The following is a 19,732-nucleotide window of genomic DNA, read 5'->3' on the forward strand; positions in this document are numbered from 1 at the left end:
GAAATAAAAATTAATTACATATTGATATTGTAGCGACAGCTATTTTACTGTTTTAGAAAACCGCAAAACTTCAAAAGACACAGGAAAAAATAGATGGTTGCCTACGCTATGCGTGGGTGCCTGTTTATCTTGTGTCTGGGCATTTTGCGGTGCCTCTAAAGCGGATATCGGGTTAACCCACGCTTTTTATGGATAGCTTTTCCCAATCAAATCACTTTCTCCTTAATCTGCCAATTGCGGAACTTCCACTTTCTGAGAATTTTAAGCTTAGAAGTAAACTAATGGGTTTTTTTACAATTCTGGATATTATTGGAGCCAACCAAAAAGAATTACCTGAACTGGATGACTATTCAGAGCATTGGTATTTTGAATTTGTTGATTTTTTACGCAGGAAGGATTTGTTAAATCTTCTTGGTTAATATTTGTCTTCTGCAATGCCCAACATGGTGCTGATTTTTTTGATCACTTTTTGAACATCGTTTCCAACATTTCCGTAGTATGCATTTTTAAAGCTTTTTTCTGAGATGATATCTTTTTCTGCAGTACTATAGTGTTTCGTAACATATTGATGCAATGCTTTGGGGCTATGGGTGGTGATGATTCCCGCCTCAACTTGAAGGCGGATAAATATAGCAAGCTGCTTTACAGTGAAGGTTACTTTAAAATTGCTGTCTAAAATACCACCATCACTCAGGTCTTCAGCTAGGGTATCTATTGATTTGAGGTAGCTGATTTCACTTTTAATATATCTTAGTAATGATTCGTCAATATTGGGCAGATTTCTATTATATGGTATACTTATGGTTTTAAAAACCTGCCCAATGAGTTTTTTAAAGAAATGAATTAATCTATATTGATCGCTAATGCTTTCGCATTTTTGAAGTTCACGATTAAAATGGCTGCAGCAGGAATGATAAAAAGATGGGTGATTAAAGTTTAAGGAGACGAGCAGTAGGATAATCTCAGGAATATCCAAAGGTGGTGCAAATTTATTCAATGCTATTTTAAGCGACTCAAAAAAATCACGTAGATATGTAACCTGTTCGAAAGTGAAACGCCCCGGGCCGCTATTAAGGTTTTCGAAGATAAGCTTAAAAACGGCGATGGTTTCATTATCGGCATCCCGTTCTTCAAGGTTTTTCAGGACCTGGCTGGAATTTTCTGCAATATTTAATAACAGTTGTTTCTGGGTGGATAAGGAAACAGGGCAACCATAGTCAAAATAATAGGGTAAATATTGCTGAAGATCTAAAACCATTTGGTTGAGTAGATTTACTATGCTACTAATTTCTTCATTTTTGTTTTTTTGACAAGCGTTAAGGTTATCCTCACCTATCATGGCTGCTAACTCATCCATTAATTGTATCAACCCTCTTTGATGTTGTCTTATATAGGCTTTTGATCTATCAGGCGCCATTTGCGTAACATTATACTGAATGGAACTGATTATTCGTTTACTTTCCTTTAAAATTTCATTTTGCAGTTCCTTACCGGACCATTGATATGCAGCGCCAACTTTAATGGTATCTAATATCGTTTCCCTGAAGCTGATAAGTTCGTACATCATTTATCTGGTAGCCGCTTTGCTTAATTCTAAGCTTTTATTTTCCTTTTTTGGTATTAACGTGGTAAAACGGACCGCTAACGTTGTGAAACTTAATTTTAGCAATTTTTTTGGCTGGTATTAGGATGTCATTTGATTTAAGAAGGCAGGATGGACTATTCAAGGATATTTAATGGTGAGCAATGGGATGCTTTTATGCATCATACAGAAAATTATATAGCAGGGGTTAATTATGCGAAGCTTTATTTAGATCAGTCTGGATGTTGATGATTATTAACATGAAGACAAATATTATTTATATAGGAAAATGTTGTTCTTGGCCGTAAGGTTGATGAAAGGAGTAAGGCAAAGTGAATTTGTGCTAAAATGCTAGTGCTTTTCAACAGAGCATTTAGTTAAATAAAGAATGGAATAGTAGAAAATAGGTGTTACTAACTAATTTTTTGAGTACATTTTAACTTATGTTATTCTAACTATAGTAGGTAGTTTTCGATTGCGCCGGAGATCTGGTTGATCTCGGCCACACCGAGGGAAAGGTGACTGTTTCCGGTCAATGCATGTGCGCGTTCTCCAGGATCAATCTCTTCTGCTTTGAGTAAGATCCAGTCAGATTCCTGTTTTTTTATTGCTCCTAAAATACCTCCTGAATAAACAATCTTAAAATAATCAGCTTTTGGGATAATGGTTAAGGTGATTACCTGATCATTATGATCTATTTCAATGTTAAATACTGTCATGATTTCAAAACCAATGCAGCCCGCTTATTGTTTTACTAAAATAGAGCCGTTATCAGATTAACTCCCATGCAACAGGAGTGAATGAATAGTTGAAATAGAGTCTTTTAATTCTGCTTATACTTTCTTAACTATTTAAACCGGTTAATTGTTTAAATTGAACTAGCGCTCAACAATTAACCGGTTTAAATAATTTATATACAATTAACCTACTCTTCCGGGGTATTGCTTCAATGCTACTTCCAAACAGTCCATAGCTGCATTTAAATCATCGGTATTTAATACGTATGCCATACGAACCTCGTTTTTACCAGAACCTGGGGTAGAGTAGAAACCAGTTGCAGGGGCCATCATTACTGTTTGGTTATTATGGCTAAAATCCTCTAAAATCCATTGACAGAATTTATCAGCATCATCAATAGGGAATTTTGCTACTACGTAAAACGCTCCGCCCGGATTAGGACAGAAAACGCCTTCGATATTATTTAACCGACCAACCAAAGTATTACGGCGTAAAGTATACTCGGTATTTACTTTTTCAAAATAACTATCCGGCGTATCAACAGCTGCTGCACCGGCAATTTGTTCAACCATGCCCGGGCTTAATCTTGCCTGCGCAAATTTTAATCCTGAAGAAATAACCTCTTTATTTTTAGTAATTAAACAGCCTAAACGAGCACCACAAGCGCTATAACGTTTAGAAACCGTATCCATAATAACCACATTTTCATCTAAACCGTCTAAATGCATGGGGGAGATAAATTCCCGTCCATCATAACAGAATTCGCGATAAGCTTCATCAGAGAATAAAAACAGATCGTATTTAACACAAAGTGTTTTTAAAGCTTCTAATTCTGCTCTTGAATATAAATAACCAGTAGGATTATTAGGATTGCAGATAATAATCGCTTTGGTTTTTTCAGTAATCAATTTTTCGAATTCAGCAATCGGTGGTAATGCAAAACCATTTTCAATGTAAGAAAGGATTGGTTTTACGACTACATTGCTCATACAGGCAAAGCCATTGTAATTGGCATAAAAAGGTTCTGGAATGATAATTTCATCACCCTCGTTTACGCAGGTTTGCATGGCAATGGTGATGGCTTCAGAGCCACCAACAGTTACCAGTATATTTTCTGGCGTAATATTGTAGCCGAGTTTATTATAGTATTCTGTCAGTTTTAAACGATATGCAAGTGTACCTTCAGATGGCGTATAAGCCCAAACATTAAAATCAATGTTTTTAATGGCGTTTAACATTCCTTCTGGTGTTTCTATGTCTGGCTGACCAATATTTAAATGGAAAACTTTTTTACCATCTTTTTTAGCTTGATCTGCAAATGGGGTTAACTTTCTGATTGGCGATGCAGGCATCTGCACACCTTTTTGTGAAATTTTTGGCATGGCACAAAAATAAAAAAGTCCCGATGAAAATCGGGACTTTTTAAATATTATCGTTTAAAAATTATTTTGAAGATGCGGCAACCGTTTCACCTTTGATATAAAGCACTTTAATTGGTGTTTTAGCATTTGAAGTAATGGTTACGGCTTTCGAAAAAGTAGAAGGACCAGCAGCAGCGTTAAATGTTACCGAAATTACACCTGTTTCACCCTTTTTTAATGGAGTAGAAGTGTATTTAGGGACTGTACATCCGCAACTAGCTTCAGCTTTGGTAATAATTAAAGGCGCTTCGCCAATGTTCGTGTATTTGAAATCGTAAGTTACTGGTTTGTTTAAAACAATTTTACCGAAATCGTGAGTTTCCGATTCGAATTTAAACTCTGCAGGCTTGGTTTGTGCATTTACTGCAACACCTAAACCTAAAACAAAAGCGAATAATACTAAGATCTTTTTCATGTTATGTGGCTGTAATTTATTTTTTAAAATTCTATAACAAATTTAATGTTTTCCTACTAAAACAAAAACTATTCCAAATATATTTTACAAATCGATATATAATTTTACAATAGAGGATAAAGGCAAACTTTTAATTTTGTATATATTTGCCGCAACCAATCTTTGATTACTATGCCGAATGAAAAATTGATGACTAACGCTATTGATGCTTCTGAACTCAGTTTTAACGATTTTAAATCTATCGTTATAAATGACTATAAAATAGCCTTTGAAAGTAGGCAGGCCAGCATTTTAGGCCGCAGAGAAGTATTAACAGGGAAGGCTAAATTTGGTATTTTTGGCGATGGTAAAGAGGTGCCGCAGTTGGCTATGGCAAAGGCTTTTAAAAACGGAGATTGGCGCTCAGGTTATTACCGCGATCAAACTTTCGCCTTTGCAACAGGTATTTCTACCATTAAAGAATTTTTTGCACAGCTTTACGCCAATCCAACCGAGGGCGCTGATCCATTTTCAGGCGGTAGACAAATGAACTGTCATTTTGCAACAAAATCTGTTAATGAAGATGGTAGCTGGAACGATTTAACACAGATTAAAAACTGCTCATCAGATATTTCACCAACCGGTGGCCAGATGGCCCGCTTGGTTGGTTTAGCTTATGCTTCTAAATTATTTAGACAAAATAAAGAACTCGATTACTTAAAACACTTTTCTGTAGACGGAAATGAGGTTGCTTTTGGTACTATCGGTAATGCATCAACTTCGGAGGGTGTATTTTTTGAAGCCATTAATGCTGCAGGTGTTTTACAGATACCGATGGCCGTTTCTATTTGGGATGATGCCTATGGTATTTCAGTTCCGGCAAAATATCAAACGACCAAAGAAGATATTTCTGAGGTTTTAAAAGGTTTTCAGCGTAATGCTGATCAACCAGGTTATGAAATTTATAAGGTAAAAGGCTGGGATTATCCGGCTTTATGCGAGGTATATGAAAAAGCAATAAATGTTTGCAGAGACGAACATGTACCTGTTTTAATTCACGTTACCGAACTTACTCAGCCTCAGGGGCATTCTACCTCTGGTTCGCACGAAAGGTACAAATCAAAAGATCGGTTATCTTGGGAAACAGAATACGATTGTATTCAGAAAATGCGTGCCTGGATGCTCGATTCGGCGGTAGCAACCGAGGAGGAAATTGCAGAGGTTGAAAAGAATGCCAAGGTTTTTGTGCGTAATGCGCAAAAGGAAGCCTGGAATGAGTTTTTGGACAATATTAAACCAGAACAAAAACAAGTTATTGATTTAATTAGCGGTATAGCTAAACATCAACCTGAACTGGCTAAAATTGCCGCAAATCTGGCCTCAACTGCCGATGCACAACGTCGGGAAGTTTTTACTGCTGTACGAAAAGCCATACGTTTATCGGCCAGTTTTAGCTCTCCGGAACGTAATGAACTTTTAGCCTGGTACAAGCAGCAGTCTAAGTTTAACCACGACCGATACAATTCTAAACTGCATACTGACGGCAAAGAAAGTCCGGATATGATTGCAGTGGTTAATGCTGTATATGATGAGCATTCGAAGATGGTTGACGGTAGGGAGGTGCTCAATGCCTGTTTTAATGAAAACTTTGCCCGCGATCCTCGTTTAGTTGCTTTTGGAGAAGATCTGGGGAATATTGGTGATGTAAATCAAGGTTTTGCAGGATTACAGGCCAAATATGGTGAATTAAGGATTACCGATACCGGAATTAGAGAAATGACCATTATGGGGCAGGGTATTGGCCTTGCCATGAGGGGTTTAAAACCGATAGCCGAAATACAATACCTTGATTATTTAATTTTTGCATTAAATGTACTTAGCGACGATTTGGCTTCGCTTTCCTACCGTACCAAAGGAATTCAAAAAGCACCGGTTATTGTGCGGACACGCGGCCATCGGTTGGAAGGGATCTGGCATTCAGGCTCACCAATCAGCATGATTTTAGGTGCTTTAAGAGGGATGCATTTATGCGTACCAAGAAATATGACGCAAGCTGCCGGCATGTACAACACCCTTTTCAGGGCTGACGAACCTGCAATAGTAATTGAATGTTTAAACGGTTACAGGCTTAAAGAAAAGCTACCAGGTAATGTCGGCGATTTTACTGTTCCATTAGGCAAAGCGGAGGTTTTGGAAGAAGGAACTGATATTACCGTAATATCTTACGGTTCTTCATTAAGAATTGTTCAGGAGGCAGCAGAAGAATTGAGCTTATTGGGTATTTCTGTAGAAATTATAGATCCGCAAACGCTCTTGCCTTTCGATACTACACAGGTTTGTGTAAACTCGCTTGCCAAAACCAATAAATTACTTATAGTAGATGAGGATGTTCCGGGAGGTGCATCTGCATATATCCTGCAAAAGGTTCTGGAAGAACAAAAAGGTTATTTCCATTTAGATGGCCAGCCGAAAACATTATCGGCTAAAGCGCATCGTCCACCATTTGGATCAGACGGTGATTATTTCAGTAAACCATCCGTTGATGATGTTATAGAAACCATTTACCAAATGATGCATGATGCAAATCCAACTAAATACCCTTCACTCTTTTAATGGAGCAATAGCTGGCGTATAAATTAGGAGCCTGTTTAATTTTTATAACAAATATAAATGTCTTTTTGCTGTCACACTGAGGGATAGTTATTTCATAAAATCAATATAAAAGACAGATCTTTTTGGCAAAATGGTTGGCTGCGAGAGATCGTCATTCGCAACTCGATTGGGAACCACGGAGTGCTCATGAATGCCTTTGAAACAAGGGAAACTTATGAATAATCGTCATGCAAGCGCTTTAAGATTCCTGCCTTTGCGGGAATGACGAGACATGTTAATGGATTCTGTCTATGTTAGCGTAGTCGATTGCTTTATTAATGCGTTGAAATGGTCTTCGACTATGCTCAGACTGACATAGGAAATAAATTTTATTTAATTTTTAAACCGGCTTTAAGTGTTTTTAGCTAATTTTTAAAGGGATTATAATCAGTTTATTACTGAAATGATTTAAATTTTGGTGAAAAGATAAAAAAACTGCTTACCTATTAATTTATTTAGGGAAAAGGTATTTTTTACTTAGCCTTAAGTTAAAATATGGATTTTGTATGATCCAGAGATTAGTTTATAGATAAGGGTGATATTAACTTTTATTTTTGGTGTTTCTTTTCTCCAGTGTATAATTTCTCGCCAGCTTTTACGCCCAATTGCAGGTCGTTTTCTTCCGGTGGTACAGGGCAGCGGTATCCATTACTATAGGCACAGTAAGGGTTGTAGGCTTTATTAAAATCGATTTCAATGTGATTATCTACGATTTCTTTTGCATCCAGATCGATGTACCTGCCACCACCATAAGTTTCCTTATTGTTGGTTTCATCAGTAAAAGGCAAAAATAGATGATCTTTATAAATTGGGTTGTTTGACAAAGAAATGCTTTTATATAAAGTCATTTGAATTTTCTTGTTAGCCAAAACAAAGTTTACGTGTGCATATTTATAGTAATCGCTGCTTGAACCATTGAAAGTAGGCATTTTGAAAACTTTTTCATTCTTCAGTATTTCTACATCAGCCAAAATTTTATACGTACTGTCAGCATTATAAAAGTGAAGGTTTTGCAGGTCGTCTTTCTTGAGCGGTGACCGTTCATCTTTAATGAAATCCAGTTTATAGGTTTCACGGTGTTTTGCAATCTGCTCAGCATAACTTTGTGCAAAGCTATTCATGCTGAACAATAGTAATAAAAAGGTGATGGTTCTCATTTGCGAAAATTAAATCACACTTGCTTTGTTTCTTAAAAACTGATCGGCTAAAACCAGTGCAGCCATAGCCTCAACAATTACTACTGCTCTGGGTACCACACAGGGATCATGTCGGCCTTTGCCTTTAATTTCCGAAGCTTCGCCAGCTGCATTTATGGTTTGTTGGTTATGCATAATGGTTGCTACAGGTTTGAATGCCACTTTAAAGGTAATATCCATCCCATTAGAAATACCACCCAGAATGCCACCGGCATAATTAGTTGTGGTTTTAAAAACTTTAGAATCAGCAGCTTTTGGCTGAGGGATATCGTTGTGTTGCGATCCTCTTAATTCACTTCCGGCAAAGCCAGAACCATATTCGAAACCATGAACGGCGTTAATGCTGAGCATGGCTTTACCTAAATCAGCATGTAGTTTGTCGAAAACAGGCTCGCCTAAACCAGCCGGACAACCTTTTATTACGCAGCCGATTTTGCCGCCTACGGTATCGCCATCTTTTCTAACCGAATCGATAAACTCAATCATTTCGTGTGCTGTTGCCGGATCAGCACAGCGCACAATATTATCTTCTCTGACGTTTAAAAGCAACGATAAATCTTTGCTTTCTAAATTTGGTGCGTCAATAGTGCCTACAGAGGTTACATGGGCAAAAATTTCAATACCCTGTTGCTTTAAAAACAGTTTTGCAATTGCTCCGGCTGCAACACGGGCTGCTGTTTCGCGGGCAGAAGAGCGTCCGCCACCGCGGTGATCGCGGATACCGTATTTCGCATCGTAAACATAATCGGCATGGCTGGGACGGTAAACATCAACATTATGGCCATAATCTTTTGAACGCTGATCTTCGTTTGGAATAAGCAAGGCAATTGGTGTCCCGGTACTTTTTCCTTCAAATACACCCGATAAAATCTGAACGGTATCGCTTTCTTTTCTTTGCGTGGTGATTTTGGATTGACCCGGTCTACGTTTGTCGAGTTCTGATTGGATGAAATCCATATCGATATCCAATTGCGCCGGACAGCCATCAATAATTACCCCAATGGCTACGCCATGAGATTCGCCAAAAGTAGTGATGCGAAATAGTTGTCCGAATGAGTTGCCTGCCATATTATTTAGAGGTGAGAAGCTAGATATGAGATTTGAGAAATACCCGGTTTACCATATCTGAACTTCAGTGTTTTAGTTTAAACTATTTAGGATGTTAGATTTGAGATTTATCACTCAAACCCTAAAACCTCGTAGCTGTTATTTAGTTGTCTTAATTTATTTTGTATCTTAACCCTGATGCATTCACTCACATTTCGTGTCTCACATCTCAGATCTGAGTGCTCAAATCTCTCTCACCTCAAATCCCGCTTTTTTCAAATCTTCCCAATAATAAGGATAAGATTTTTCTACTACCTGCATTTCTTCAATTTCAACTTCGTTAATCAACAGTGCAAGTGGTGCAAAAGCCATTGCCATACGGTGGTCCTCGTAAGTTGCAAAAGTAACTTGATCAGGAAAATGAAGGTTATCCGTATTTAAAGTATAAATCAGATTATCTTCTGTAAAAGTAACGCCTATTTTGGCTAATTCATTCTGAAGGGCCGCAATACGGTCTGTTTCTTTTATTTTTAGTGTTTCTAAGCCTGTAAAAGACATATTCTTACCCAAAGCTGCTGCAATAACTACGATAGTTTGTGCTAAATCCGGGCAGGTTTTTAAGTCCAAAACTTCTTTGGTATCTAAAGTAAGGCCTAAATTGCTAATGGCGATTCCTTTATCGGTTTTACTGGTAGCAATGCCAAAAATCTTCATGATATTCTTGATCTGGCTATCGCCCTGCAAACTTTTTTCTTTTAAAGCAGGTAAACTAATTTCAGCTTCATCTGCCAGAGCTGCAATGCTGTACCAGTATGATGCCGCACTCCAGTCGGGTTCTACAACCAAAGTGCCTGGTTTAAAAGTCTGTGGTTTAATGGAAATTGAATTTCCGTTCCAGTTATGTTCAATACCAACTTCAGCCAACATATCTAAAGTCATATCTACATACGGTTTAGAAGTAAGTTCACCTTCAATTTCTAAAGTTAAACCCTGAGGTAGGATAGGAGCAATCATCAGCAAAGCCGAAATATATTGACTGCTGATATCGCCTTTAATCTTTACCTGGGCAGTTTTTTGATCCAATGGACCAACAATATTCAATGGCGGAAAACCTTCAGCCTCTGCATAAGAAATATCAGCACCGATGGTTTTTAAAGCCTCTGCCAATATACCAATGGGACGCTGCTTCATCCGTTCTGTTCCCGTAAGTAAAAAATTACCATTTTTTGCCGAAAGATAGGCCGATAAGAAACGCATAGCAGTACCTGCAGGGCCAACGTCAACCAGTTCGGAGTTCGCAGTTTTCAGTTTGGAGTCTGCTCCCAACTCACTAGTCTCAACTCCCAACTTGTTTAGGATCCCATTTAAGGTTACCGTATCGGCAGCATTAGAAAGGTTTTCAACTTTAACCAGTTTTTTGCTTAATGCGCTAATAATCAAGGCTCTATTGCATTCGCTTTTCGAGCCTGTTAATTGGATTTCCGTATTGATATTCCTGGTTCCTTTAAAAGAAACTAAGGCGTTTTTCGACATTTTATTCTGTTTTTATTCTTAAATGTAAGTGTCAGATGGAAATATCTGACACCACATCAATAATGTTATATAGAGATGATATCTTTTTAAGGTTGGGTTTCAACCTCTGCCTTAAACCTTTACCTTTTTAAAGATCTTTGTTTTTAAGATTTAGACTTTACCCTCCACCTTAAACCTTCAAACCCTCTACCTTATTATGCTTTAACCTCAGTATGTTGTTCTGCAGCAATGCCTTTTTCAGCTTTACCAGCATTCATAATTTCCGTCTGCTTACGGATTGATTCACCGTGCATTAATTCTAAGAATTTCTCGGTAAAGTTTAAGTCTAATTTTAAAGCTTTTGCAAAAGCGTGACCTTTTTTAATGATGGCATCCCAACGGTTAACCTGTAAAATAGTTACCTGATTATCACGTTTAAACTCACCGATTTTCTCTACAATAGCCATCCGTTCACCTAATTTCTGTAATAAGATATCATCAATTTTATCGATTGATTTACGTAGATCAGCCAATTTATCAGCGAAAGCTTCGTTTGGTGCTTCCGGTTCACGTACCGTTAAACGATCTACCAATTCAGCTAAAGCAGCTGGTGTAACTTGCTGTTTAGCATCTGTCCAGGCAACAGAAGGATCTACGTGCGATTCGATCATTAAACCCTGCATATCTAAATCCAATGCTTTTTGAGAAATGTAAGGGATCAGTTCACGGTTACCACAAATGTGACTTGGATCGTTAATGATCGGTAATTCAGGACAAAGTGTTTTTAACTGGATTGCAAGTTCCCACATCGGTTCATTGCGGAAAGAACTTTTCTCGAATGATGAGAAACCGCGGTGAATAGCCCCGATTTTAGTAATTCCTGCGCCATTGATACGCTCAATTGCACCGATCCATAACTGTAAATCTGGGTTAACCGGGTTTTTGATTAGCACCGGAACATCATGGCCTTTTAAAGCATCAGCAATTTCCTGAACAGTGAAAGGATTTACCGTAGAACGTGCACCAATCCAAAGGATATCTACACCAGCTGCTAAAGCCTCTTCAACGTGTTTTGCATTGGCAACTTCAACAGCCGTTGGTAAGCCTGTTTCTGCTTTAGCACGTTTTAACCACTCTAAACCAATGCTTCCGATACCTTCGAATTCTCCCGGGCGGGTACGGGGTTTCCAGATACCAGCTCTCAATACCGATACTTTACCGGTAGCAGCCAATAAATGTGCTGTAGTTAATAATTGTTCTTCAGTTTCTGCACTACAAGGACCAGAAATGATTAATGGTTCGTTGTTTACGTTTAACCAGGTGTTTAAAGGCTGAATGTTTAAATTAAGTTTCATGATGACGGGTTTGTTTAAAGTCCAGAGTCCCTAGTCGGAAGTCTGAAGTTATATTTTAATTATTTTATTATTACAAGTTTGAATGTTCCTCTATTTGTCTTTGGACTCCTGACTTAGGATTCCTGACTTTTTACACTTTATCATTCTTCTGGTACTCTCCCAGGATATTAAAGTTTGATGTATATTTTAATGCCTTTCTAATGGCCTTATCATACTTTTCGGTACTTGGCCATTCTAAATCAACGTAAAAGTAATACTCGTTTCTTTTACCTAAAACAGGCATAGATTGTATTTTTGTTAAGCTTACCTCTTGTTCTGCGAAAATATTTAACACAGTTGCCAATGAGCCTGCCTTGTGTCCAACCTGAAAACAGATTGATGCTTTGTTTATTTTTTTTCCTTCGTCTGTTTTGTCTTTTTTAAGGATCAGAAAACGGGTGTAATTTTTCTTGTTCGATTCTACCCGGCGTTCCAAAATATTTAATCCGTAAAGTTCAGCAGCTAAGCTGTTTGCAATGGCCATGGTATCTGTTAATTGCTCTTCCTGGATCCGTTTTGCGCAGGCAGCGGTATCGTTGCTCTCTACAATTTTAATGTGTGGGTAATCGTAAAAGAAATCAATACACTGGCGAATGGCGATAGGGTGTGAAGTAACCACTTTAATATCCTCAAACTTTACGCCCGGTAGTGCCATTAAGTGCAACTGAATAGGTAAGTAAACTTCGCCCACAACCGAAAAACCAAAATCTCTGATCAGCGTATAGTTTGGCAATAAACTGCCGGCGATAGAGTTTTCGATAGCCATTACCACAAAGTCGGCATCGCTTTTCTCCAGCTTGTCGCAGGTTTCCTTAAAAGAATTACACTCAACAGTTTCAATGTCTTTACCAAAGAATTTGTAGGCGGCTTCTTCGTGAAAAGATGCTTTAATACCCTGAATTGCTACACGTTTTTTCGTTTCCATTTTTGCGTTAAAACAAAAAAGTCCCGGCTGTTTGCCGGGACTTTTTTATACATTTTAATATTGTTATATATCTTTTTGCATATTAGCCCCGGCTCTTACTAAAATAGTAAAAGTAACCAAAGTAATATGTGTTTGTAATTTGCATTTCTTTTTTTGTTGAGCCAAATGTAGTAACAAAATTTAATTTGTCAATAGGAAATTGAAAATATTTTTAATAGAATTAAATTTTGTTAAAAATGGGCTGTTTTTTTGATAGGTTTTTTTGTTTCTTGAAATGGCTTAAAAACGGATTTTTATATGGTTAGGATGTTATAATAACAGACAGATAGTTTCTTGTTGAATTGTATATTTAAATCATTTCTTGAGCTTTTTTGAGGTTTCAAGAACAAGATCCTTATAAAATTCACCAAAATAACTTGAGTAGTTACCGTTTTTTGAAATAACGGTAAAACTACTGCATGGATAGTGGTATTTGAAAAATAGCTTTTCTACAATTTGCTCCGAATCCTTAATCCATGGAATTGCATTTTTATATCTTTCGAGGCCCTTAATATCTTTATAGATATAAAATGTTTTAGCCTTGGCGATTTTGATAACGCCTTTTTCAATCTCTTTATAGGTTGAAATAGTAAAATCAATATTGCCTGTAGAATTGCAAGGGTCAGATCCCGGGTGATAAATAATTACAATTTGTTGTAAAGAGTCGATCTTTTTATGTGAAGCATTTTCTAAAAATGAAATGAGTTTTATCTTATCATTTATTTTACCTTGTTCTTCTCTGTTGATTAGTTTATGATGATTGGATGAATCACCAGGAATATCCAAAACAGCGTTTGTAATTCGTTTTTCTTCAAAGATAGATTTGCTGATTTCTTTATCGTTTACATCGAAATATCTTATTTTTTGAACTTCTTGTGCGTTTATAGCGAACGTTAGCAGAAGAATAGACATAAAGAAGAGCACTAGCTTTTTCATGATGATGTAATTTACTGCAATATGCTAAATTAACGACAAACATAAAGAAAGCGTACTGATTTTTGAATTGTGTGCATAGCATTAAGATTCCCGTTTGTGCCTATCGTGTGGACACAATTAATTATAACATTCTTCTATCGCTCTATGCCGCTGGGCATGGCACTTTGGAGCGCTAAAGTACCCAAAGCGCTTTGTCATCCGATGGCTATCGGATCCAGCAATAAGCCTTTTGCGCAATCTCACGCGCATCAAAAAAACAGCGGCACTTCGTTTAATCAGGTATTGTTTGTGTTTTCTTTGGTCTGATTGAGCCCTGCGGGGTTTGTGTTCAATATTTTTTTTAAATTAGATCATAGGTTATGAACACAAAACCACTGCGTTTCAGGTTTGTTACTGCCATTTTTACTGTTCTGCACCTGTTTTTTTGATTTCCCCGGCTCTTGGGATTGACAGCGTCCTTGGTTATAATCGGTGCTTTATTAAAGTTAGTTAGCAAAACGCCTAAAAATACTTAAAAGATGTGTCCACACGATAGGTTTGTGCGGGAATGACGACTTTACTAATTGAGTACTATCAATAGAAGCGTAACCAGTACATACAGGCGATGAAACATCTGTTCGAAAAATGTTATCTGCGTTTATCTGTGTGCATCTGTGGTTAAAAAACAATAGCTAAAGCATATCACGAAAAAGGTCCGTGTGGATACACAGACCTTTAGCTTAATTTTTTATCCTGTAGAACTTAACTCTCCCCGATCGTTAAGGCCTTTTACTTTTTGCTGTTGCAGTTCTTCGTATTTTCTCTTTTCCTCGTCACGTAATTCCTGTTGCATAATTTTAGCAATTTTAGTGCTTCCGTCATGGCTCCATCCCGGTGGATTGAAAATGTATTTCACTTTATCCACGAATGTTGGTGCCTTTTTAACGTCGGCTGTTAAAGCAATAAACTCATGGAAAATAATATTTACAGGGCCGGTATCCTTTGGTTGTGTGGTTAAGCCGTATTTCACTACATCTTCAGGCAATTCTTCCTGGAAAGTGCCAAACCACCTGTCCCATAGGATTAATACCATACCCATGTTTTTATCTAAATAACGCACATTGCTGGCGTGGTGTACCCGGTGGTGCGATGGCGTAACGAAGATGTATTCGTACCATTTAGGGAATTTGATGTTGTATTGGGTGTGAACCAAATTTCCATAAATCTGGGTAACCAGGTAGGCAAAAAGAATATCAACCGCAGTAAAGCCCATGAATGCTAGCGGAAGATAAAAGAAAACCCTGTACAATGGCTCAAAAACAGTTGAACGGAAACCCGTGGTTAAGTTAAAGTGTTCAGATGAGTGATGTGTAACATGCATTGCCCAGAAAAAGCGTACATAATGACCAACGGTATGCAAAAACCAATACAGAAAATCCTGAGCTAAAATCAAAACAAGCCAATACACCCAAACATTTGAGATCTGGAATAAGCGGAATTGGTAACAATATTCCAGTAGAAAAAAGGTACCTGTTTTGGTGCCTAAATTAATTACAACGGCTGCCGTCATCAGGTAGATGTTCGTCCAGGTATCGCGTTTGGTATATAATTTTCTGTCGTGCTGATAGCTGAAATACATTTCAACTAAGGTTAAAACGATTACAAAGCCAAATAGCCCGATAACAGAAATGTCACTTCCGGTATACTTCATTTTATAAACTATTATAGTAATCTAAACTGCTTAAAATATCGGCTGTACTTACACGGCAGTTAAACGTGCATTTACCTATGCTTTCTAAAAGTGAGAATAGGATGTTTCCATCTTCGTTTTTTTTATCACTTTTCATTAAATCTAAAAGTGTATTGTGGCTTTCTTTTTTGATGCGGTATTTAGGGTATAATGATAAGATATATTTACTGATATCTTCCAGTTCTTCCGTACTCAGCGTACTGTTATTAATGGAAAGCGCTGCCTCGCACACAAAACCAATGGCAATGGCCTCGCCATGTGTTAACGGATTTTCGTCGTTTGCCAAAGAGTAACCTTCTATAGCATGACCAATGGTATGACCAAAGTTTAAAATCTTACGCAGGTTTTTCTCATGGGGATCGATGGTTACCACTTCATTTTTAATTTCAACCGAGCGGTAAATGTCCGCTGCAGTCGGCGTTAAATAGCTGCTTGCCTTTAATTTCTCGTAGTAAGGCTTATCGTAAATTAAACCGTGTTTAATCATTTCGGCAAAACCCGATAAAAGTTGGCGCTCTGGCAGTGTTTTTAAAAAAGCAGTTTCAATAAAAACCATTTGCGGCAGGGTAAAGGTACCAACCATATTTTTTACATTGTCAATATCAATCCCGGTTTTACCACCTACCGAAGCATCAACCTGCGAAAGGAGGGTTGTAGGGATATTAATGAAATCGATTCCGCGTTTGTAGGTTGAGGCAATAAAGCCACCCATATCTGTAATTACGCCACCGCCCAGATTGATCATTAAACTTTTGCGGTCGGCTTCAAAATCCAGTAAGGTTTTCCAAATGCCGATACAGAAATCAATGTTTTTATTTTCTTCACCTGCCGAAGTTTCAATGAGGTCAAATTCAGAAAAATCTAAAATTGACTGAAAAAGGGGTAAGCATATTTCACTGGTATGTTCATCAGCAAGTACAAAAATTTTGCTGTATTTGTTGCTTTCTAAAAGTACTTTTAAAGCGGCTAAATCACTTTCGAAATAAAGGGTGTGTCCTGCGCTGGTGAGTGGTTCCATTAAATAATTTCTATTTTATTTTCCCCAAAAGTAATAATATCGCCAACTCTAACCTTGTAGCGTTTGCGGAATTCGACCTCGCCGTTAGTTTTTACTAAACCATCCTCAACAACAGTTTGGGCGTCACCACCACTGCCAACTAATCCGTTTGCTTTTAGCAGTTGGATTAACGGAATAAATTCGCCTTCTAATTTGAATTGTATCATTTTATGCAAAAATACGATTATTTAGAGGTTTTTAGTTTTAACAACCAATGCTTTTTATAATTTTGCACCAATCTGACTTATCATATAGTAAAAAATGGATTTATCCAACCAAAAACAACCAAATTTCGACAATACGGAAATTGCTTTCCGTCAAAAATCTAACCATGAGCTTAAAAAAGCATACTGGCTTTTTAAAATGATTGGCAATAATTTCCTGACCAAAGTTGGTCCGGCCATTACAAATTTCTTTTTAAATATTGGTTTGCCGATTCAGGGCGCTATCAAAGCAACCATTTTTCAACAGTTTTGCGGTGGTGAAACCATTGCAGAATGTAATAAAGCTATTGAGCAATTGGATAAAGGCGGGGTAGGTACCATTTTAGATTATTCGGTAGAAGGAGAAGAAGAAGAACAGGTTTTTGACGAAACCTGTGCCGAAATTATCCGCACGATCGTGCGTGCCGATGGCGATACCAAAATTCCGATTACGGTTTTCAAAATAACAGGTATCGGCCGTTTTGCGCTATTACAGAAACTGGATGCCAAAGAAACTTTAACTGCGGCAGAACAGACAGAATATGAAAAAGTAAAACTGCGTTGCGAAATGATCTGTAAAACGGCTTTCGATAAAGCTGTGCCAATCATGATTGACGCTGAAGAAACCTGGATTCAGAATACCATTGATGAGTTGGCGCTGGATATGATGCGTAAATTTAACCGCGAGCGGATTATTGTGTACAATACTTACCAAATGTATCGTCATGATAAATTAGCCGATATGAAAGCCGACCACTTAATAGCCAAAGCAGATGGTTTTATTTTAGGCGTAAAAATGGTACGTGGTGCCTACATGGAAAAGGAGCGTAAACGCGCTTTGGAAATGGGATATCCTTCGCCAATTCAGCCTGATAAAGAAGCATCTGACCGCGATTATAACGAATCTTTACGTTATTGTATTGATCATATTGAGGAGATCGCCATTGTTGCCGGAACGCATAATGAAGATAGCAGCCGCTTATTAACCTATCTTTTAGAGGAAAAAAATATAACACACAATCATCCTCATGTATATTTTGCCCAGTTATTAGGAATGAGTGATAACTTAAGTTTTAACCTTGCAGATTCGAACTATAATGTAGCAAAATATGTTCCTTATGGACCGATTAAAGCAGTAATGCCTTATTTATTCAGAAGAGCACAGGAAAATACTTCAGTGGCCGGACAAACTGGCCGTGAACTTGGTTTGATTGAAAGAGAATTAAAAAGAAGAAAACTGTAGTTCAGTTTTCAGTTCACAGTTGGTGGTTTTCAGTTAACAGAGTCGTCATTTCAAACGGAGTGCAACTAAGTCGAGAAATCTATGTCTGGCAGATCTCTCCATTTCACTGCGCTTCAGTCGAGATGACGATTTTTCATTTCGTATCGTCATGTCGGATTTATTTCAGCATCTTTCATGTCTTATAGTTTTTTTATTGTTATTGGAAATGAACATACAGTAGTCCTTCGGAACATGCAGCCTCGCTTTGCGCTGTATCTTTTTGGCTACCCTTCGACTTCGCTCAGGGTGACAGCCAAAAAGGATGCCGCTTCAATCGAGTTTAGTTTGCAAGGCTAATTTTTTATTATGCCTTGCAAAAATTACTTCTTTATATAAAACGATTGTAGTCAATAAGCCTTCTTTTTCGGAAATAAGCCCGAAGTATACTTGAGATAGCAATATCTTAACGTTTAAGACCCTGAAATAAATTCAGGGTGACGACCGCTTGTGAAAATCAGCTTGTTTTTTTGGAAATGAGTGTGCAGTAGTTCTTCGGGGCATGCAGCCTCGCTTTGCGCTGTATCTTTTTGGCTGCCCTTCGACTTCGCTCAGGGTGAAAGCCAAAAAGGATGCTGCTTCAATCGAGTTTAGATGGAAAGGTCGTTTTTTAAACTGCTGAAAACTATTTCTTCACTACAAAAGATTGTCTGCCTGATAACAAATCGTAGAACAGGATAAAATCGCTCACTAAACTATAGCCTGGATATTGAAAAGTAGCAGGTTTGTTTTTCTCGAAAAAGAAATGCCCCACCCATGCAAAACCATATCCCAATACCGGTATCGCCAAAAAGAAATGCCAGTTGTGAAAAAGAAAGCCAGTAAAAAAAGCCAGGCAAACCAAACCAGTACCAATAAAATGCAGGATACGCGATGTGGTATTCTTATGTTCTGACAAGTAAAAAGGGTAGAACTCTTTTAGCGACTTGAACTTTTTTTCTGACATATCCTAATTTACAAAATCCCGTTTGCTTTTAAAAAGGCACCCAGCTGTGCCGGTTTTTCGGTCATTAATAATGCATTTAAGCCCACTTTTTTAGCACCTTCTATATGTTGTGGGCTATCGTCTATAAATAAGGTCTCTGCCGGATCTAAGTTGTTTTCTTTTAATACCTGCTCAAAAATATTGGTATTGGGTTTGCGCAGTTTCATCTGTTGCGAGAAATAAGCTTTCTCAAAATAAGCATCGTAATTATTAATCTCGAATGTTGTCTTCAGGTAATTGATAATCCAATCGTAATGGATTTCGTTATTGTTGCTTAACAAAAAAGTACGGTATTTTTCTTTTACTTCAAGCAGTAAATCGTGGTTTTCTTGTATCGTTCCAATTAACAGGCTATTCCATGCCTCATCAATCTGCTGGTCGGTTAATTCAGGTTTGCCCGCGGCATTTCTAATTCCCTTCCTAAATTCGGCCGGAGAAATGGCACCAGTTTCAAAGTCATCAAATAGCTGGTTGTGCGCTTTGTGTGCAAAGAAATTTTCGATATCTGTAATACCCAGTTTTTGAAAAGAAGCCTGAGCAATTCTGAAATCTATATCAAATATTACGTTTCCGTAATCAAAAATAATGTTTTTAATGTTTTGCATGTAAATCTTCTGAATTTGCTGCAAAGATATTATTGCTG

At 37.6% G+C, this 19,732-nt stretch carries 18 protein-coding genes; 3 read left to right on the forward strand and 15 right to left on the reverse strand.

What is annotated here, in order from left to right:
* Positions 1–188 precede the first annotated feature (188 nt).
* Positions 189–419 (forward strand): hypothetical protein, encoded by a 231-nt coding sequence (locus FFJ24_RS05255; RefSeq protein WP_138823215.1) that lies wholly within the window; start codon positions 189–191, stop codon positions 417–419.
* Here the strand turns inward: FFJ24_RS05255 and FFJ24_RS05260 are convergent.
* The 4 genes from FFJ24_RS05260 to FFJ24_RS05275 form a co-directional block, all read right to left on the reverse strand.
* A complete protein-coding gene (locus tag FFJ24_RS05260) occupies positions 416–1,567 on the reverse strand; it encodes a hypothetical protein (RefSeq protein WP_138823217.1) in 1,152 nt (383 codons plus the stop codon). The genes FFJ24_RS05255 and FFJ24_RS05260 overlap by 4 nt on opposite strands.
* Positions 1,568–2,037: 470 nt before the next feature.
* Positions 2,038–2,301: a hypothetical protein gene (locus FFJ24_RS05265; RefSeq protein WP_138823219.1), complete on the reverse strand. Its 264-nt coding sequence runs from the start codon at positions 2,299–2,301 to the stop codon at positions 2,038–2,040.
* Positions 2,302–2,502: 201 nt separating this feature from the next.
* Positions 2,503–3,702 (reverse strand): pyridoxal phosphate-dependent aminotransferase, encoded by a 1,200-nt coding sequence (locus FFJ24_RS05270; RefSeq protein WP_138823221.1) that lies wholly within the window; start codon positions 3,700–3,702, stop codon positions 2,503–2,505.
* Between the two features lie 61 nt (positions 3,703–3,763).
* Positions 3,764–4,156, reverse strand: coding sequence for a DUF1573 domain-containing protein (locus FFJ24_RS05275; protein WP_138823223.1), 393 nt, complete (start codon positions 4,154–4,156; stop codon positions 3,764–3,766).
* Between the two features lie 171 nt (positions 4,157–4,327).
* Here FFJ24_RS05275 and FFJ24_RS05280 point away from each other — a divergent pair, with 171 nt between their 5' ends.
* The gene (locus FFJ24_RS05280; protein WP_138823225.1) at positions 4,328–6,748 is read left to right on the forward strand and encodes a thiamine pyrophosphate-dependent enzyme; all 2,421 of its coding nucleotides are present in this window, start codon (positions 4,328–4,330) and stop codon (positions 6,746–6,748) included.
* 587 nt (positions 6,749–7,335) lie between these two features.
* Here the strand turns inward: FFJ24_RS05280 and FFJ24_RS05285 are convergent.
* The 9 genes from FFJ24_RS05285 to FFJ24_RS05325 form a co-directional block, all read right to left on the reverse strand.
* On the reverse strand, positions 7,336–7,944 hold the full coding sequence (locus tag FFJ24_RS05285; RefSeq protein WP_138823227.1) for a DUF1684 domain-containing protein: 609 nt from the start codon (positions 7,942–7,944) through the stop codon (positions 7,336–7,338).
* A gap of 9 nt (positions 7,945–7,953) precedes the next feature.
* Positions 7,954–9,051, reverse strand: a complete 1,098-nt coding sequence (aroC, locus tag FFJ24_RS05290) for a chorismate synthase (RefSeq protein WP_138823229.1) — start codon at positions 9,049–9,051, stop codon at positions 7,954–7,956.
* A 222-nt stretch (positions 9,052–9,273) separates the two neighbouring features.
* Entirely contained in the window at positions 9,274–10,563 is a 1,290-nt protein-coding gene (gene aroA / locus FFJ24_RS05295; RefSeq protein WP_138823231.1) for a 3-phosphoshikimate 1-carboxyvinyltransferase, read from the reverse strand.
* A 194-nt stretch (positions 10,564–10,757) separates the two neighbouring features.
* Complete coding sequence (locus FFJ24_RS05300; RefSeq protein WP_055907066.1) at positions 10,758–11,897, reverse strand: chorismate mutase; 1,140 nt, start codon at positions 11,895–11,897, stop codon at positions 10,758–10,760.
* 130 nt (positions 11,898–12,027) lie between these two features.
* On the reverse strand, positions 12,028–12,861 hold the full coding sequence (locus tag FFJ24_RS05305; RefSeq protein WP_138823233.1) for a prephenate dehydratase: 834 nt from the start codon (positions 12,859–12,861) through the stop codon (positions 12,028–12,030).
* A gap of 354 nt (positions 12,862–13,215) precedes the next feature.
* Positions 13,216–13,836 (reverse strand): hypothetical protein, encoded by a 621-nt coding sequence (locus tag FFJ24_RS05310; RefSeq protein ID WP_138823235.1) that lies wholly within the window; start codon positions 13,834–13,836, stop codon positions 13,216–13,218.
* A gap of 727 nt (positions 13,837–14,563) precedes the next feature.
* Positions 14,564–15,526, reverse strand: a complete 963-nt coding sequence (locus FFJ24_RS05315) for a sterol desaturase family protein (RefSeq protein WP_138823237.1) — start codon at positions 15,524–15,526, stop codon at positions 14,564–14,566.
* A 1-nt stretch (position 15,527) separates the two neighbouring features.
* Positions 15,528–16,583, reverse strand: a complete 1,056-nt coding sequence (aroB, locus tag FFJ24_RS05320; protein ID WP_138823239.1) for a 3-dehydroquinate synthase — start codon at positions 16,581–16,583, stop codon at positions 15,528–15,530.
* Positions 16,583–16,789, reverse strand: coding sequence for an RNA-binding S4 domain-containing protein (locus tag FFJ24_RS05325; protein WP_138823241.1), 207 nt, complete (start codon positions 16,787–16,789; stop codon positions 16,583–16,585). The genes aroB and FFJ24_RS05325 overlap by 1 nt, the downstream gene beginning before the upstream one ends.
* Before the next feature lie 94 nt (positions 16,790–16,883).
* Here FFJ24_RS05325 and FFJ24_RS05330 point away from each other — a divergent pair, with 94 nt between their 5' ends.
* Complete coding sequence (locus FFJ24_RS05330; protein ID WP_138823242.1) at positions 16,884–18,068, forward strand: proline dehydrogenase family protein; 1,185 nt, start codon at positions 16,884–16,886, stop codon at positions 18,066–18,068.
* 661 nt (positions 18,069–18,729) lie between these two features.
* On the opposite strand, the gene FFJ24_RS05335 is transcribed toward FFJ24_RS05330, so the two are convergent.
* Positions 18,730–19,050 carry a DUF962 domain-containing protein gene (locus FFJ24_RS05335; protein ID WP_138823243.1) on the reverse strand — a complete coding sequence of 107 codons (321 nt, stop codon included), beginning with the start codon at positions 19,048–19,050 and terminating at the stop codon, positions 18,730–18,732.
* 8 nt (positions 19,051–19,058) lie between these two features.
* Positions 19,059–19,694, reverse strand: a complete 636-nt coding sequence (locus tag FFJ24_RS05340; RefSeq protein WP_138823245.1) for an HAD family phosphatase — start codon at positions 19,692–19,694, stop codon at positions 19,059–19,061.
* Between the last annotated feature and the right edge of the window lie 38 nt (positions 19,695–19,732).

The sequence above is a fragment of the Pedobacter sp. KBS0701 genome, from assembly GCF_005938645.2.
Classification (GTDB): domain Bacteria; phylum Bacteroidota; class Bacteroidia; order Sphingobacteriales; family Sphingobacteriaceae; genus Pedobacter.